The 15,738-nt window shown below is 56.6% G+C and carries 11 protein-coding genes and 2 pseudogenes; 4 read left to right on the forward strand and 9 right to left on the reverse strand.

Features of this window, described 5'->3' with window-relative positions; all coding sequences use genetic code 11:
* Nucleotides 1-692, forward strand: a pseudogene (locus V5A26_RS04770) (transposase); the annotation flags it as partial.
* A 151-nt stretch (nucleotides 693-843) separates the two neighbouring features.
* Here V5A26_RS04770 and V5A26_RS04775 read toward each other — a convergent pair.
* From V5A26_RS04775 to V5A26_RS04785, 3 genes are all read right to left on the reverse strand, one after another.
* A complete protein-coding gene (locus V5A26_RS04775; protein ID WP_332322244.1) occupies nucleotides 844-1,419 on the reverse strand; it encodes a hypothetical protein in 576 nt (191 codons plus the stop codon).
* A 4-nt stretch (nucleotides 1,420-1,423) separates the two neighbouring features.
* Entirely contained in the window at nucleotides 1,424-2,422 is a 999-nt protein-coding gene (locus tag V5A26_RS04780; RefSeq protein WP_332322245.1) for a tyrosine-type recombinase/integrase, read from the reverse strand.
* A gap of 332 nt (nucleotides 2,423-2,754) precedes the next feature.
* Nucleotides 2,755-3,864, reverse strand: a complete 1,110-nt coding sequence (locus V5A26_RS04785; protein ID WP_332321542.1) for a phosphorylase — start codon at nucleotides 3,862-3,864, stop codon at nucleotides 2,755-2,757.
* Nucleotides 3,865-4,374: 510 nt separating this feature from the next.
* On the opposite strand from V5A26_RS04785, the gene V5A26_RS04790 reads away from it, so the two are divergent.
* Nucleotides 4,375-6,303: an aldehyde ferredoxin oxidoreductase family protein gene (locus V5A26_RS04790; protein ID WP_332322246.1), complete on the forward strand. Its 1,929-nt coding sequence runs from the start codon at nucleotides 4,375-4,377 to the stop codon at nucleotides 6,301-6,303.
* A gap of 17 nt (nucleotides 6,304-6,320) precedes the next feature.
* Nucleotides 6,321-7,163 carry a proline dehydrogenase family protein gene (locus V5A26_RS04795; protein WP_332321544.1) on the forward strand — a complete coding sequence of 281 codons (843 nt, stop codon included), beginning with the start codon at nucleotides 6,321-6,323 and terminating at the stop codon, nucleotides 7,161-7,163.
* A gap of 249 nt (nucleotides 7,164-7,412) precedes the next feature.
* On the opposite strand, the pseudogene V5A26_RS04800 reads toward V5A26_RS04795, so the two are convergent.
* Nucleotides 7,413-8,202: pseudogene (locus tag V5A26_RS04800) on the reverse strand (IS110 family transposase); the annotation flags it as partial.
* A 189-nt stretch (nucleotides 8,203-8,391) separates the two neighbouring features.
* Nucleotides 8,392-8,724: an ATP-binding protein gene (locus V5A26_RS04805; protein ID WP_332321545.1), complete on the reverse strand. Its 333-nt coding sequence runs from the start codon at nucleotides 8,722-8,724 to the stop codon at nucleotides 8,392-8,394.
* Nucleotides 8,725-9,057: 333 nt separating this feature from the next.
* Here V5A26_RS04805 and V5A26_RS04810 point away from each other — a divergent pair, with 333 nt between their 5' ends.
* On the forward strand, nucleotides 9,058-10,485 hold the full coding sequence (locus tag V5A26_RS04810) for an MATE family efflux transporter (protein WP_442908752.1): 1,428 nt from the start codon (nucleotides 9,058-9,060) through the stop codon (nucleotides 10,483-10,485).
* A 975-nt stretch (nucleotides 10,486-11,460) separates the two neighbouring features.
* On the opposite strand, the gene V5A26_RS04815 is transcribed toward V5A26_RS04810, so the two are convergent.
* The 4 genes from V5A26_RS04815 to V5A26_RS04830 all read right to left on the reverse strand — a co-directional run bounded on the left by V5A26_RS04815 (nucleotide 11,461) and on the right by V5A26_RS04830 (nucleotide 15,732).
* Nucleotides 11,461-12,294, reverse strand: a complete 834-nt coding sequence (locus V5A26_RS04815; RefSeq protein WP_332322247.1) for an aspartate aminotransferase family protein — start codon at nucleotides 12,292-12,294, stop codon at nucleotides 11,461-11,463.
* Between the two features lie 15 nt (nucleotides 12,295-12,309).
* A complete protein-coding gene (locus V5A26_RS04820; RefSeq protein ID WP_332321548.1) occupies nucleotides 12,310-12,483 on the reverse strand; it encodes a hypothetical protein in 174 nt (57 codons plus the stop codon).
* A 309-nt stretch (nucleotides 12,484-12,792) separates the two neighbouring features.
* Entirely contained in the window at nucleotides 12,793-13,014 is a 222-nt protein-coding gene (locus tag V5A26_RS04825) for a hypothetical protein (protein WP_332321549.1), read from the reverse strand.
* A gap of 384 nt (nucleotides 13,015-13,398) precedes the next feature.
* Nucleotides 13,399-15,732: an amino acid permease gene (locus V5A26_RS04830; protein WP_332322248.1), complete on the reverse strand. Its 2,334-nt coding sequence runs from the start codon at nucleotides 15,730-15,732 to the stop codon at nucleotides 13,399-13,401.
* Nucleotides 15,733-15,738: the final 6 nt, after the last annotated feature.

Consider the following 15,738-nt stretch of genomic DNA (forward strand, 5'->3'; position numbering starts at 1 on the left):
AGAAGACCGACGAGTATGCCTACCAGTGGGCGACAGTCCAATTAGTCGGCAACGCTGTCCCGATCGTTCTTGACGCGCGGCCAGTTCGGAAGGGTGAGTCCCGTTTAGAAATCGTCGAGGACCTCTTGGATTCGGCCGAGGAACTGGTTCACGTCGACAACGTGCTGATGGACCGGGAGTTCGACAGCCAGCACGTTCTGGAGATGATTAGTCAGCGCGGGCTGTCGTACGTCGTGCCCAAGCGGATGCAGACCAGCGAGAAAGCCCAGGCCAAGCGCCTCCTCAAACGGGGAACGGACCGATACGAAACAGACCGGAAATTACATCTTGGGAATAACGAGTGGCACGAGACGACGCTGATCTACCGCCGGAAGGAGAACTCTGAGCACGATGACTATCGGCAGTATTCGGTGTTCATGTCGAATTGCGGGAGCGGGCACCTCACAGAGTACGGCTATCGCTGGGAGATCGAGAGCGGCTATCGCTCGATCAAGCGGTTCATGGCTGCCACCACGTCGAAAGATTTCGGGCTGTGATTCTTCTATTTTGCGTTTGCGTGCCTGTTGTACTCGATCTGGCCGGCTGTCGATCTACTCGTCCAAGTCGAGGCAACTGGCGAGTACGAGCATTCGCCGATCGTGACGGCGGATAATACGCTCACACTCTTGAAGAAGGAGACGGGAATCGGATAGACAGCCGCTCAAGTCCTCAGAATGCCGTTTTGAGTGGCAACACTGGATATAGTCTGGAAAATCGCCAAAACAGTTGATCAGCGGACAAGGATTATCTCCTCAGAGCCGTCCTGAGCCAGATTCCGTGATGAAATTCGGTCGAAACCACGCATCATAGCCCCGCTAAACCCCCTGTAGTCTCAACTTCACACTCCTCGGGAAGCCCTGAGATATCGACAGTGGCCAAGACCGGATAGACGTAGGACACATTCTCGAAAATCTCCGGAAGAGCCGCTTTTTGTTGCACAGTTAGAGTGGGTTTACTTCCGGATTTCACTTCGACGGGATAGTAAACCCAGAATCGACACCCAATGCGTGGCTCTCGGCGATCCCGGAAGTGGCGATCGCGAAAGAAAGCCCACAAAAAATGAGGCGGGAGTTTTAGTTGCCAGAAGCTCGGTTGCGGGATTTCAGGCGGCTTAGCCGTAATCGCCCACTCCGACATATAGATCAGGTCCGGCCGCCAGCTGACACTGTCAGGGATGGAGAGATCGTCCTTCCATTCATATCCACTGATTTCGGTTAGCTCGACTGATACTGAACTGTCCCGGACCAACTCGCGATATTCGTCGTTGGTATGCTCCTCAATTACACCAATTAACTCCGCTGCTGGTTCTCCGTGAAGGCCCTTCACGAGTCGCTCAGCCAACTTACCCCGTTTCTGGCGTATGAGGCGATGGTGTCCCATCGACTTACACCTCCTCGAGATACGCCCGCCGCTGTTCGAGTTTCACCTCTGCCGACCGCCTGTCGTAGTGCTTGTCCAGCACGTCCCGACTCACGTTCATCCGATCCCCAACCACCTCGGCCGGCACGTCTTCCGTCAGAAAATGCGTGATACTCCCACGCCGAATCGCGTGAGGGCTCACCGCCTCGGGACATTTCTTCTCACTCTCACCCGTACAATCGGGGCAGGGTTCGTTCCGAAAGCACGGCGCAGTCATTCGATAGACGTGATTTCGAATCGTACCCCGGTGCATCCTCCCACGTTTGGTCGTAAAGAGGGGATCCCGGCCGTAATCATCGGTTACCGCATTTCGATTCGTTTCGACATAGGCCTCGACGACATCCACTACAGTCGGCGAGAGGGCAATCGGCCGCTCCCCACTCACTCCATTCTTCAATTGCGTTCCTTCATCGGGTCGGTGAACCAGATCAATTCGGGCTTCCGCCGGATCGAAATCACCGACATCCAGCGAGTTTGCGGCCCCGAGTCGAATGCCCGTCTCCCAGAGAAGGGTGAAGATGGCGTGCTTGACCGAGGCGTAATGGAATTTCGAGAGGTGGGCTAAGATCTCTTGGGCGTTCTCGGCCTCAAGCGTCTCCTCACGCCGTTCCTGCTCCGAGTTGACGCGTGGAATCATCACCTTCTCGTAGAGGTCCGCAGGCACCGCCTCGACGGATGCCAACCATTTGAGGAACACCCGAAGCGTACTCATATGCTGATTCAGCGTGATTCGCTTCAGGTCTCCGTCTTCCTGCCGCCAGAGGCGGAATTCCTGGATGTCTCTCCCTGAGAGCGTGTTCAGATTCTCGATGCCGTTCTCCTCACACCACTGAATAAAGTGATTCGTTCGGTACTTGTGGGCCTGAACGGTCTGCTCCCTGTAGTCCGTGGACTTATGTTTCAGGTACAGCTCCTGGGCTTTTCGTGGCTCGATCGGTTCGAGGTCGTCGTTTTCCGTGCGCATTGTTCACACGGAATCCCTCTAGAAGGCCCCTCCCGCTCGGCGCGCGCGGTGAAGGGAAGGAACGCGTCTCGCGGTCGTTCCGCCCCGACCCACTCGTTTTCCGAACGGTTGTAAAGGGTCCGTTTTTGTGCCGTAGAGCGACTGTAACGCCAGTTTCGCTCTTTTTGGTGCCGTATAGACGGGGTTCTTTTTTCGAGAACCCAATCGTCTTTCGAACGGACCTCGCCTCCGTCTGGGATTCCGGAGAAGTGGAATTTGGCAGGCCAATCTCGAAGTGGTCACCGACGCCGTACGGGCGATGGCCGAGGACGGCTACGACGACCATTTCTGAGTCAGGGGACGCCGTCCTGCCAGTCGCTCCAGTTCTCGATGATGTCGTCGACCACTGTCGACCCGACCCGGTAGGCGTTTGTGATGCTCGGGATGAACCCGCCGGAATCCGCCTCGAGGCTCTCCATGACCGTCTGGTCGGGATGGGGCTGGTCGAAGTTCGACACGCTCCGGATCGAGAGATACCGGTCGAGGTGCCCGTGCTGTTTGACCGCCGTGGCGGTGGCGTAGTCCTCCATCTCCGTGGTCGCGTACGTCGACGCGCCGTACTCTTCGGCGATGTACTGCGCCTGATCGGATAACGTCGGCCCGTGCCAGTACTCCTCGCCGGAAACAGTGGTTCCGATGTCGATAAACGGGTCGCGATTGGCCGCTTCCTGGGGATACAGCTGGCGGTACTCTTGGGCGCGGTCGGAATCGGCCAGGTCGACGCCCTCGCTCAGGGTGACTACTCTGTCTACCAGATCCCCGTTCAGTTCGTAAACGTAATCGAAGGGGCGGCCGGGGTAGATCTGGAGTGCGAACTCCTGGTCGGGTCCCTCACCGCCGTCCAGGTCCTGGGGGTCGTCTTCCTGGGCCCACCGGTGTCCGAAGTCCCAGTTGGCTACGTAGTCGCTGACGAAGACGCTTCCCAGCGTTCCCACCTCCGGCGGCGTCCCGCTGATGCCGGCGCTGAGGAAGTAGGTGTCTTCGAAGTTGAACGCAGGTGAGGCCAGAATCGCCGCCACGGAGGGCCCACAGAAGCTGTGACCCATTCCCGTGAGTGTCGCGGCGACACCGTCCTCGTTGTAGAACACCGGGGCCCAGGCGCCCGGGACCTCCACTTGGTTCATGAGGTCGTACCCGTCGTACCACTGCTGAAACTCTCCGGGCGTATCCCCGGAGTACTCCCCCACCTCGAAGTGCGTAAAGACCAGTGCCTTCAGGTCGACCGGTCCGTCCGCTTCCTCGGTCGTCTGATCGGACTCTTCGGTTGTCTCGTCCGGTTCTTCGCTCGTCTGGGCGGCTGGTTCGTCCGAGGCACACCCCGCCAGGGACGTGCCGACTGCCGCCGCGCCAGTGGCTTTGAGATACTGTCGCCGTCCGAGCCCACGCTTGTCTTTTTCTGTCATCCACTGCCCGCCACCGAGGTAACGATCTTAAAGATTTTCTTGCATAGGGTACCACGATGGACGGCCCACGACGCCCCTTGGGTTCGCCCTGAACCGAAGGTGGAGGGGTGCCCTGCCGCTCTTCGGCGGACGGTGGGCTTCACCCATTATTTCACCATACTGGAAGGTTCTTTTCCGACGTGGCTCGCGAGAAAAAATCTTACTACTTAGGCGATGTAATCACGGTGGGCCTTGACTGTTAATTATCCTGAGGGGAAGTACTGAAACCGATTTCTGTAGGCTGCAGCCGGTTTCTGACAATTCCTGAGTAGATCTTTGTGAGTCTGCTGAATACATAGCGCGAGTTCAGTACCCCGCCGATATTACAAGCGGCCTCTGGATTTCGAATTGACGCGGTCATCGGGGCCCGGCACGACGCGGAGGGATATGGTCCCATACGGCGCTGGCAAAACATCGAGTAACTGAACGGGAAGGGCAACACCCATTTGCGAACCAATTACAAACATACCTATGGGATACTGGAACCGACTTCTGGTGGTCGATTTGACGAGCCGCTCGGTTGAGACGCGAGAACTCTCCGAGACGTTCGTCCGGCGGTATCTCGGGGGCGCGGGCTTTACAACCCGCCTGCTTTACGAGGCGGTCGGGCCCGAGGTCGATCCCCTCGATCCCGAGAACGTTCTGGCGATCGCGCCTGGGCTCCTCGTGGGGCCATCCGTCCCGACGGGCTCGAAGACGTCGTTTGGCTTCAAGTCGCCGTTGACTGGCGGCTACGGCAAATCCATCGTCGGTGCAAAGATGGGCGACCAACTGAAACGGGCCGGCTACGACGCAATGCTGATCAAAGGCGTTGCCAAGTCCCGGACGACACTCGTGATCGAGGACGAGGAGGTGCGGTTCGAGAGCGCAGCCGACCTCTGGGGGCTCGACACCTGGGAAACCGACGACGCGCTCAAAGAGCGATATGGCGAGCAGGTCCGCACGGCTGTTATTGGGCCGGCCGGCGAGAACCAGTCACGGATCTCCATGATCGAATGCGAGGACCGACAGGCCGGTCGGGGCGGTCCCGGTGGTGTCATGGGATCGAAGAACCTCAAAGCGATCGCGGTCAAGGGAACCAAAGACGTACCGGTCGCCCGACCCGACGAACTCGAGGAATTGAACCAGAAATGGCGGCTCGAAACCACCGGCCGGGGCGAGACAGAAGTCGAGGGGACCGGCTCCGCCACTGTCGACGTCGAGTTCGGCACAGGGGAAGCCTTCGATGTTAAGAACACCGTCCTCGGCATTTATCCGACCCGAAACTGGCAGTCGAGTTATTTCAAATCCGCGTACGATCGACTCGAGGACCCGGAGAACGATCGAGTGTCCCTCGACCCACGCTATTGGACCGAGAAGTACGTCAATACCAAACGACCGTGTCCATACTGCACGAAACCGTGCAGCCAGTACTTCGAGGCCGAGGACACCAAATACGGCGATATCGAGGTTGACGGCCCGGAATACGAAACCCAGTATGCCCTCGGTGGCAACGTCGGGATCGACGAGATCGAGGCCACGGCGAAAGCCAACGAGATCTGTGATCATTTGGGCCTTGACACTATCGACGCCGGCAACGCTATCGCGTGGGCGATGGAGGCCGCGGAACGCGGTCTTCTCGACGAAACGCACCTCGATTCGATCGAGGCGGATCTGGCATTCGGCAACGCGGACGCCGTTATCGAACTCCTCGAGAAGATAGGGAAGGGAGAGGGCGAACTCGCACAGCTCCTGATGGACGGCAATGCCCGGGCCGCACAGACTCTTGGCGCCGGCGAGGAGTTCGCCATCCACGTGAAAAACCAGGCGCCGGCGGGATTCGAAGCTCGGGGTATCAAGGGGATGGCCCTGGCCTATGGGGTTGCACCTCGTGGGGCAGACCATCTTTCATCCTGTCTGTACGCCTTGGAGATGGGTGGGGACTTCTGGAAATTCGAGGGGTACGATCGCCAGCGCATGGACGGAAAGGCCCTCGCCCTGAAAGCGATGGAAGATCTCATGATGGTATACGACATGACAGGGGTTTGCAAGTTCACCAGGGGGCTGACCCTCGCCGAAGGGGTTCGCGAACTGGTTAACGCGATGACGGGCTTTGACCTTTCGACGTCCGAATTGCTGACGGCGGGGGAGCGGACTTACAACCTCTCGAAAGGGTACAATCTTCGGGAGGGCTTTGACCGCTCAGACGACCGGCTCATCCCCAGATTTACCGAAGAAATCCCGAACGGACCGAGTGCCGGGGAATCCATCGACGAGGCAGCCTACGAGAAGGAACTAGACCGGTACTATACGGTTCGAGGCTGGGACAGCGCCGGTGTTCCCCTCGGTCAGACGCTCGAAGAACTGGATCTCGAGGAGATTATGGGTGCGATCGGCACCGCTCACGAACTCGTCGACTAAACGGAGGTGACGGACCAATGATTCCACCGATAGCTAACAAATTCGTCGCCGGGGAATCGGCCGGATCAGCTATCGACCACGTCAGGCAGTTGAACGGGTCGAACGTCAAGGGGATCATCAACCATCTCGGTGAGCATTATCCGGACACAGAGCAGGCTGCCGCGGATCGGGACGAATACTTCGATTTGATCGGCGCACTTGCGGACACAGCGGTGGAATCTGCGGTCTCGGTAAAACCGTCACAGATCGGTATGGAAATCGATGAGAAGGTTTTCCGGGAGAATCTCCAGGATATCGTTGCCCTCGGGGCTGAACGGGACGTGTTCGTCTGGGTTGATATGGAAGATCATACAACCGTTCAGGCCACCCTCGATGCCTATGTGGACTTCGCACGGGAGCACCCGGGAATGGTTGGCGTGTGCCTTCAGTCCAATCTCAAACGGACCAGAGAGGATCTTGAACGCGTCGGTGACGTGCCCGGCAAAATCCGGCTGGTAAAGGGCGCATACGACGAACCGTCGGAAATCGCTTATAGGGATAAAGCCCAGGTCAACAAGCGTTACCGTGCGGATCTCGAATATATGTTCCGGGAATTCGACGAATCTGCGGGTATCGCTGTTGGCTCACATGACATGGAAATGGTGGATTATGCCATCGATCTCGGCGGCGAGCACGTTCACGACTTCGAAACGCAGATGCTCATGGGCGTTCGGGGGGACAAACAAAAACAACTCGCCAGCCAGGGTATCGAGGTGTACCAGTATGTCCCCTACGGAAACAAATGGTTTTCCTACTTCTTCCGACGCGCCCGCGAGCGCAAAGAGAACATGTTGTTCGCCCTGAGAGCAGTACTCGAGTAGCCAGTATCGACCGGCTTACGCCTCCTCGAGGATTTGCTAATTGTCAACGATTACGCCATCGACCCCAGCGGCCCGCATCCGGTCTCCCGTTTCCCTGTTTGAAACAGTTCACGGGTTCACTACAAGCCCTCGTTCGTGACCTTCTCTGACCCGGTAAGGTCGACGAGTTCGTAGTGGGGATGGACGGCCGCTCCCCCAATCGATTTGGCTCCAGCCAACTCGGCCTCCCAATCAACAGCTAGCTCCGGTCCGATCAAGGATGCCGCCTTCGAACCGGGAATCGCCCGACTCCCAGACCACGGGATTCAGCCCCACATATCGCACCACCTCTTTGTCGGCGTCGAATCGGTCGATATCTCCAAGCTCGGCGTAGATCACCAGCGACGTGTAGTGACTGATTCCCGGAATCGTCATAAGCAACCGCGCCTCTCTCAATCCCTCGGCCCGCTCATCGATTCGTTTGTCGAGGTCGTCGATTTCCTCGGTTAGTGTCTCGATTACCGACAGATGCGAGGACAACAACCCATCCCACGGTGCCGGGAGTGATAGCCGTTCGAGGTACTCTTGGCCCCGCTGGGTGAGTGGCTTCACCTGGCGAGTGATGCCATTATCCAGGAGCACTGAGTGAATGGATCTTGTTGGCGTATTTCGTCCGTTCCTGCACCAGGTCAATGCGGCCCCGAACCAGTGAACGGCATTCCCTGATCTCGTCGGTTGGGACGTAGCTTTCGGGTACCGATTTTAACCACAGTAACCGAGACAACTCCTTGGCGTCGATCTTGTCGGTCTTCTTGTCGGTCTGAGCGATGGCTTTCAATTTCGGCGCCTGGCCCACTTTCACATCCAGATGCTCCGAGAGCATGTCATAGACGTAGTAGTAATTCGTGGTGGCTTGCAAAAGCGCCTCACCGCCAGCGTAGCGGTCCGCGATTGTTTCGAGGTCCTTATTCTTCAGACGAGTTTCCTCGATCAGTTCTCCGTCGGTATTGCGAACGGCCACCTGGGCCTCTCGTTTGTGAAGATCTATACCTAGGAACATCGTATTCTCACTCCGGGGCACCGGTGCGGCAGAAGAGTCTCAGGTATCCGGGGTTTCCCGGCTGGCATCCTCCGTGGCAGCCGGTCTGTGACGCCCCACTCTCGGCTTCCTTCGCACCTGGACCAGTCAGCAGCGCGCGGTTTGAACCGCCGAATACAGCTCGGTCTCTTGTGCCCCGTGCTTGGCCTTTCACCCTGCTATGGGAGCAGATTTTCCCATCGAGTCAGCAGTGAACTCTACGCCAGCAATCTCAAACCCCGCCCCGCCAGTCTCGCTGTTGGAGACGGCGATATCCCTCCCGTGGCCCTTGGCAATCTCCTGCACGATGTTCAACCCGGAGCCGGTGCTCTCATTTGCGGTCGAATAATCAACGGTGAACACCCCGTCACACCTATCTGGGGGAATACCGGGTCCGTCAGCGGGCACGAAGAACCCATCGCCGATATCTCCCACCGTTACAGGTACGACGGGATCGCGGGGGCATTCCTTTTCGAAGTAACTACCTTTGGGAAACTGGCGCATCCGATCTCTTGCCGGCGATGTTCCTGGCCGGTCTCGTATACCCGGCGCACTTCGGCGGGGCTGGCGGGGCATTCGGTGGATTCCTCGAAGAACGAACGGACGGCGAATGGGCTGAAGAGAGCAGGTAGCGAGCAGCGGACAACAGCCGAAGGAGGAACGCATTCTGAGACCGGATCGAGACGGCATGCCCCATAGTCGTCGAACCGGGACAAGACGGTGATGGAGACCGACAGGCTGTTCGGTTTGAAACCACACCAGACGGGTCTAGAAGCGCTTTTCATTGACCGGTCAAACCAGGACGTAGTGGCAGACGCTGAGCGAAAAGGAATCGACATGACGACGGGGGCCATCGGGCCCAAAATCACCTCCTTGGCCTGGCCGCTCGTGCTCGGCAACCTCTTACAGACCGCCTACAACCTCGCGGACATGTTCTGGGTCGGCCGGGTGAGTGGCGAGGCCGTCGCCGCAGTCTCCCTGATGTTTCCGCTCTCTTGGATGTTCGTCTCGACGGCAATGGGCATTACCGCGGCCACCATCGCCCTTGTCTCTCAGCACGTCGGAGCCGGCGAACGGCGAAAGGCCGACCGGGTAGTCGGGCAAACCATCCTCCTCGCCCTGACTGTCGCCGTCGTCCTCGCAACCGGCGGCTGGTTGGTCAGACACGGGCTCCTAGCCTCGATGGGGGCCGAGGGACGCGTCTTCACCGACGCGCTCGCGTACATCGAGGTAATCTTCATCTCGCTCCCGTTCACCTTCCTCTTTTTCGCGTTCCGGTCGGCGCTACAAGGTGCCGGTGACACCAGGACGGCGATGTGGCTCGTCTTCGTCTCGGCGGGGATGAACGTCGTCATCGATCCCTTCTTGATCCTCGGCTGGGGACCGTTCCTGCCGATGGGGACGCGGGGCGCCGCCTGGGCGACCCTGGCCTCTCGCGCGTTCGCGACCGCTGTCGCCGTCGGAATCCTCCTCCGAGGCGGCTACGGTGTCCGATTGCACCTCTCCGACTTATGGCCCGTGAAAGAAGATCTCACCCGCCTCGTCAGAATCGGCTATCCGGCGACCCTGGACGGGTGGGCGCGCAGTTCCGCGGCGGTCGTCATGGCCTCGTTCGTGACCCCGTTCGGCACGGCTGCCATCGCCGCGTACGGAATCGGCCTCAGAATGATGTCGGTCACGTGGTCCGTCGCTGGCGCGGTCGGGCAGGCGACGGCGACGGGCGTCGGGCAAAATTTGGGCGCGAACACGCCGGACCGGGCAAGCCGCGTGACCTGGATCGCCACCGGCGGTACCATGGCGTTTCTCGGCGCCGCGGCGGTGATCGGATTAGCTTTCCCGGAACCGCTCTACCGCATCTTCATCGACGATCCGGCCATCGTCACCGAAGGCAAGATGTTCATGTACGTCATCGCGCCCGTCTGGGCATTCTTCGGCGGCACCATGGTCATCCAGGGGGCGTTCCGGGGAGCGGGACAGACTGGAGTGGCAATGGGGCTCTCGCTGCTCTCACGGTGGGTTTTCCGGGTCCCCGTTGCGCTGGGGGTCGCCTTCTCGGCGACGGTAGCCGTCCCTTGGATCGACGCAATGGCGACACTCGGGTTCGGAATCGGCGTCGTCGGGGTCTGGATCGGCTTCGCCTTCGGCGGACTCGCCGCGTTCGTCGTCGCAGTCCTCTGGTTCAAACGCGGTAACTGGACCGAGGGGATTCTCGAGACGGGTAAAGATCCGCCCGTCTCGGACGCGACGGCAGACGCGACCGAGTAAAAAAAAAACGCCAGCCGACCAATCGATTATTGTCAATAAAATCAGTGTTGGGGAAGATTTAGTTGATTTGTCCAGCTACACGTTCTCTAGATACCCTCGCCGCTGTTCCAACTTTACCTCATCAGGTCGCTTGTCATCGTGTGTATCCAGCACATCCCGACTCACGTTCATCCAATCGCCCACAACCTCAGCAGGCACATTTTGAGTAAGGAAGTGCGTGATACTCCCCCGCCTATTGGAATGCGGACTCACAGCCTCGGGACATTTCTTCTTTTGGTCACCCATACAGTCCGGTCATGGTTTGTTACGAAAGCATGGTGCAGTCACCCGATAAAGTTATCTCCGAAACGAAGATCGAGTTATTCGCCCGTAAAAACGTGTTTTTCAGTCGATTTTTTGCGAATTTAATTTTCACAACTCATACGAACTCCGTATGCGGGTCGCCACCTTCTGGAATCTTTGTTCGGGAAAGTACTGGGTACTAATGAATATTGGACATTAGTTTCAAGCTCATTGGTTGATGTGTATGAGATACTTTTTCCAATTCGGATAATTTGATAAGTTGGCCGTGATGTATTTGGAGCATCTATGCATCAAGCTTCCCAACGTTGGCAAACTCGAAAGTGAGTATTTCTATCGGTAGCGGACGTTATTCGATTGGTTTGAGCTTATTTGAATCGTGCTACGGACTATGAGAAATGAAACAACCTCGCAGTGGCACATAGTCTGACGATTGCCTCAACCACAGTATCGATCTGCTATTTACTGACGGTAAGGGGGGTTCCAACCGAAGCACGTTCGGATTCGACATCGTGTAGGCCGTGATGATATTGTGCTCGTTAAGAAGGAGAGAAGCGAATATCGCGCTCGGATATTCCTCACTCATGCTTTTGCCAACACGGAGTTCATAGAACATTAACCCAAGCATCAGGCCTTTGCCACGGACTTCTGCGAGCATCTTATGCTCCGTAACCACTAACTTGAGTTCAAAAGGAAATACGCTCCCAGTTCGTCTGCCTCGTCTGGCAGTTCATCGTCGCGCAGAACTTCCAACGTCTTCAGACCTGCTGCACAGCCCCATATGTTGGTAAACGTCGAAGCGTGTAGCATCGCCTTATCGGGAGTACCATATCCTGCTTGCCAGACTTCGTCTGTTGCGATGTACGCACCTATCGGAATTGTCCCACCAAGGAGGTTTCTCCCAATCGTCATGATATCTGGTTCGGCGCCGTCGTGATCGTATGTCCAGAGTTCCCCAGATCGACCGAGACCGGTCTGGATCTCATCGGCAATGAACAGTGTATTTTCCCGCTCGCAGATGTGCTCTCCCTCTTTCAGGTAGCCTTCTGGCGGAACATGAATGCCAGCTTCAACCTGAACCGGTTCGACGATGAATACCGCGTACTCATCGCTACTCAATCGCTCACGAAGCGCCGTTGTGTCTCCAAACGGCACGGAGTTGAACCCAGGGACGAGCGGTGCGAATGGATCCCTCAAATCGGCTTTGCCTGTTGCTGAGACCGCTCCGAAAGTCGTTCCGAGATAGCCGGTATCGGTTGTGAGAATCTTCTCTTTTCCCGTACTGAATCGGGCCAACTTCAACGCCCCGTCAACAGCCTCAGAGCCGCTGGAACTGATGAACACTTGCTGTAGTTCGCCAGGAGTCACGGCCGCTACTGATACAGCGAGTGCTGAGGCCACGGCGGGAATCGAGACTTGCAAGAAATTGGGCATTTCTTGAACCTGTTGGAGCGCCTCATCGATAGCAGGATGGTTATGGCCGAGATTGAGTGAACCGTAGCCACCCAAGAAATCGTGGTACGCCTACCCCTCCATATCTTGTACCGTCGTCCCATGGGCGGTGACGAAGGTTTTCTCGAGGCCGAGCGTCGACAGCATCGACGCGAATTCGGGATTGATGTTTCGTTCGAACCGGGCCAATTTTTGGTTCTCTGACGCCTGAATCGCGTCCGTTAAGGGTGTGATTTCCGAGCTCATTACCTTATACTAACAGTTTATACCACCTAATAACAAGATGCACGAGGATGCGGGCCTTGATTCACTGAGACAGGGTGAGTACTCCTCTCACGGATAACTCCCGACCGTGAGGCGAAACCCGTATAGAATAGTAATTGTGGATTAGTTGCTGCATTCTCATCTTGCATTCAGCAAGCGGCGATTGTACAAATACAGATAATTACCAAAACCAGGCTGCTGAAATTAGCGCACACAGTCGGCTTAATGCCCGATTTCATTCTTCGCTGAACCGACCGCTCAGTACGCGTGCAAATTCACCGTCATTCCAAGCTAGCAACAGTCATTTTCATCGGGATTCCAGTCACACGCATCGCCCGTCGTGAGATTGTTCTCGTCGATGTATACGGAGAGACAGGCGTGGTTACAAAAGTACTCGGGGGACCCACAGTCATCGGTACAATCACGGACACAGATGGGGTCGTGGTCGAAGATACGAGAACCACAGTACGCACACGCCTCGTCAGCGTCAGGGGTTGTGACGGTTATAGACATACCCGCGATTAGGAATTTGCCACGGAAAATAGTTCCTCGGGAAGCGATGAGTAGTTCATCTGTATTGAGCGATCTTTCCCCGATAGTGGGGCTGACCCCAGTGCAAAACTCGCTCTATTCACGACGGATCAATTGTACCCATCTAATGGCACCCAAACCACGAGATGGATCGGGACCATCAATTCAGCATGTTCTGCCTTGTTCCCCTCTTACCCAATTCGGGATTTTGTTTTCTGCATCAGGCCATTTTCTAACCGATTTGGGGAGCCCAATTTTTTGGAACCACCAGTGTTTACTTTCTCTTAGCCAGGAGCAGTAAACACACGATGGTGCATGACGAAATCCTTCTCCCGATCGATGGGAGTAACGATCTAAATTGTCGTTTTAGTGGATGCTGTCTATAGAACGACGAAGATACCGGTAAACTGGGAACAAATGATCTTCAAGACGCTCAACCATACCACCGGAAGTTGCATACATTAATACTGGTAGGTCCAAATTATCGGTCGCTTTGATCACTTGATCGGGCGTACTGCCGAAGATCCATTGACTGAGACGCCTGTCTCTGGAGGCCCCGATTACCAATATACCACCCATTTCCGAGGCAGCCTCTACTAAACCGTTCGCGACCGACGGTGCCTCGACACTCCGTACTTCCACGTCCACTCCATCCAATTGGCTGATGGTTTCACCCGGATCTTCTTCCGTTTCCGATCCTATCGATCTCACTGATACGACCTGTATTGCCGCCCCCTGTTCGGCCAATGCGCGGACGGTCGATAACGAACCGATGTGGTGAGGACCGCCTCCTGCGCCAACTATCACATTTTCAATAACCGGGTCCCCCCGATCCCCAAACCCGGAGGCAAATATGACATCACAGGGTGCCTTGAACTCGACTGCCTGGGTTAGTTCTGGCCGTTCTTCGGGATATCCCATCATAACGAGATCGGCTTCGTCCTCTCTGGCAGTCTGCACGATGTCGAACGCGATGTCTCGTGATGTGTGCCCCTCAACGGAATAGGCCACGTCTAGCTCTTGCCCCTCAAGCGTGGATTCGATTCGTCTCGCTCGAGATGCTGCGGTGTCCGTGACCATTTCGTGCGGCGTCTGATCCTGAATCTCTGTCACGTTGAGCACCTGTACGAACGGCTCCTTGTCCCTGCCTTGAGCCAGTGTTTTAGCAAGACGCACGTATTGAGGGGCTCTGTCGGGACGGGCTACCGAGACGAGCACTCTGAACGTCTCATCTTTGGTCGACACTGAGGCTTCAGCTGATTCGGGGAGTTCGCTCATTGGCTCCGGTTTCTCAGTTCCTTCTGAGGCCGTATCAGGTGTCGCGGGGACAACTTTTTGGTATAGCTCCGCCATTTCGGGCTGTCCTCCCCACAGTAGATAGGCGACCACAAGAAGTGTAATCAGCACGACCCCAGTACCCACACCCTTTGGTGGCAAGTTGTAAATCAACGCCAGGTTTGCAATGATTCCCAAAATCGGCAGGAGGGGAACACCTGGCACTCTGAACCCGCGTTCGATGTCCGGAAATTTCCGACGATGGACGATTAACGCTACGTTAACGACTGCGAGGGGAAGGAGGAGATTGAGCGTCGCGAATCCAGTTAATGCCGTCAAACCCAAATTCAGTCCGAAGGGCGCCCCTTCAGTCGGGAAGAGTGCGATGAAGAACACGATCATCGCCACGATTGTCGCCGTGACCGTGGTAACGCTCCAAAATGGCGTTCCGTATTTCGGATGAATGCGAGTAAACGGTCGGGGGGCCTGCCCCCGCTGTCCCATCAATGATCCGATGCCGGATGCTGCTAATATCGAAGCATTCGAAGCTGACACCATCGAAAAGACCGCTCCAGCCACAATTAGGGTCCGCCCCAACGGTCCGAGGAATCCCTCTGCTACCAACCCCAACGCCGTTTCGCCCTCTTCAGCAACAACCGCCGGGGGAACCGTGGAATTTGTCATAGCTACAATTACCAGTGCATAAAGAATCGTCACGGTCACGATACTCGCAGCGATGGCTCGGGGAACGGTCTTTCGTGGTTCAATGATTTCACCCGCGCTCGCGGCAATAGCCGAGAATCCGAAAAACGTAATGAAGGCCAACGCGGCGACCGTGATGATGCCAACAGCATCGGCCTGGAATTGGGCGGTGAAGTTTGCAGTGGCCGTCGCAGGTCCCCTGAAGGCAAAGGCACCAGCAATAAAGGCCAAGAGGACCGCTACTTTTGCTCCAGTAACCATCAATTGGAACGTGCCCGATTCTTCAGTTCCACGAGCGTTCAATACGCCCAAAAGCACCGCCGCGAGTATTCCAACACTCCCGTGGGGGAGCCAATGCAACGACTCAGGGATGATAAATCGGACGAACCATTCATCCATTGTTGCCAAGTAGAAGGCCGTTGTTCCGGTGTATCCGAGAAAGAGCGAGCCCCCAACGCTGTAGGTAAGCAAGCGACGGTCTTCGAACGTTCGTGAATTGAACAGGTAACCTCCGCCGTTTTGGGAGTAAATGGATGCAAATTCTGAATAGCTTGCTGCCGTGATTCCGGCGACGACAGCCGCGATAACGAATCCGATCACGGCACTCGACCCGATCATCGCCACTGCGGCTCCAGAAAGCGAGAAAATCCCTGCGGCGATCATTGTTCCAAGGCCGATAGCGTAAGCGACCTTGAAGTCAAGGGTCCGAGTGTGCTCTACCATTGGTTT

It is taken from the genome of Halodesulfurarchaeum sp., assembly GCF_036626455.1.
GTDB lineage: Archaea > Halobacteriota > Halobacteria > Halobacteriales > Halobacteriaceae > Halodesulfurarchaeum.

Bases quoted from the DNA above. Each gene is read 5' to 3' on its own strand.
- V5A26_RS04780 (WP_332322245.1), bottom strand. From the start codon at position 2,422: ATGCGCACGGAAAACGACGACCTCGAACCGATCGAGCCACGAAAAGCC.
- V5A26_RS04795 (WP_332321544.1), top strand. From the start codon at position 6,321: ATGATTCCACCGATAGCTAACAAATTCGTCGCCGGGGAATCGGCCGGA.
- V5A26_RS04775 (WP_332322244.1), bottom strand. From the start codon at position 1,419: ATGGGACACCATCGCCTCATACGCCAGAAACGGGGTAAGTTGGCTGAG.
- V5A26_RS04790 (WP_332322246.1), top strand. From the start codon at position 4,375: ATGGGATACTGGAACCGACTTCTGGTGGTCGATTTGACGAGCCGCTCG.
- V5A26_RS04820 (WP_332321548.1), bottom strand. From the start codon at position 12,483: ATGAGCTCGGAAATCACACCCTTAACGGACGCGATTCAGGCGTCAGAG.
- V5A26_RS04830 (WP_332322248.1), bottom strand. From the start codon at position 15,732: ATGGTAGAGCACACTCGGACCCTTGACTTCAAGGTCGCTTACGCTATC.
- V5A26_RS04810 (WP_442908752.1), top strand. From the start codon at position 9,058: ATGACGACGGGGGCCATCGGGCCCAAAATCACCTCCTTGGCCTGGCCG.
- V5A26_RS04805 (WP_332321545.1), bottom strand. From the start codon at position 8,724: ATGCGCCAGTTTCCCAAAGGTAGTTACTTCGAAAAGGAATGCCCCCGC.
- V5A26_RS04825 (WP_332321549.1), bottom strand. From the start codon at position 13,014: ATGTCTATAACCGTCACAACCCCTGACGCTGACGAGGCGTGTGCGTAC.
- V5A26_RS04785 (WP_332321542.1), bottom strand. From the start codon at position 3,864: ATGACAGAAAAAGACAAGCGTGGGCTCGGACGGCGACAGTATCTCAAA.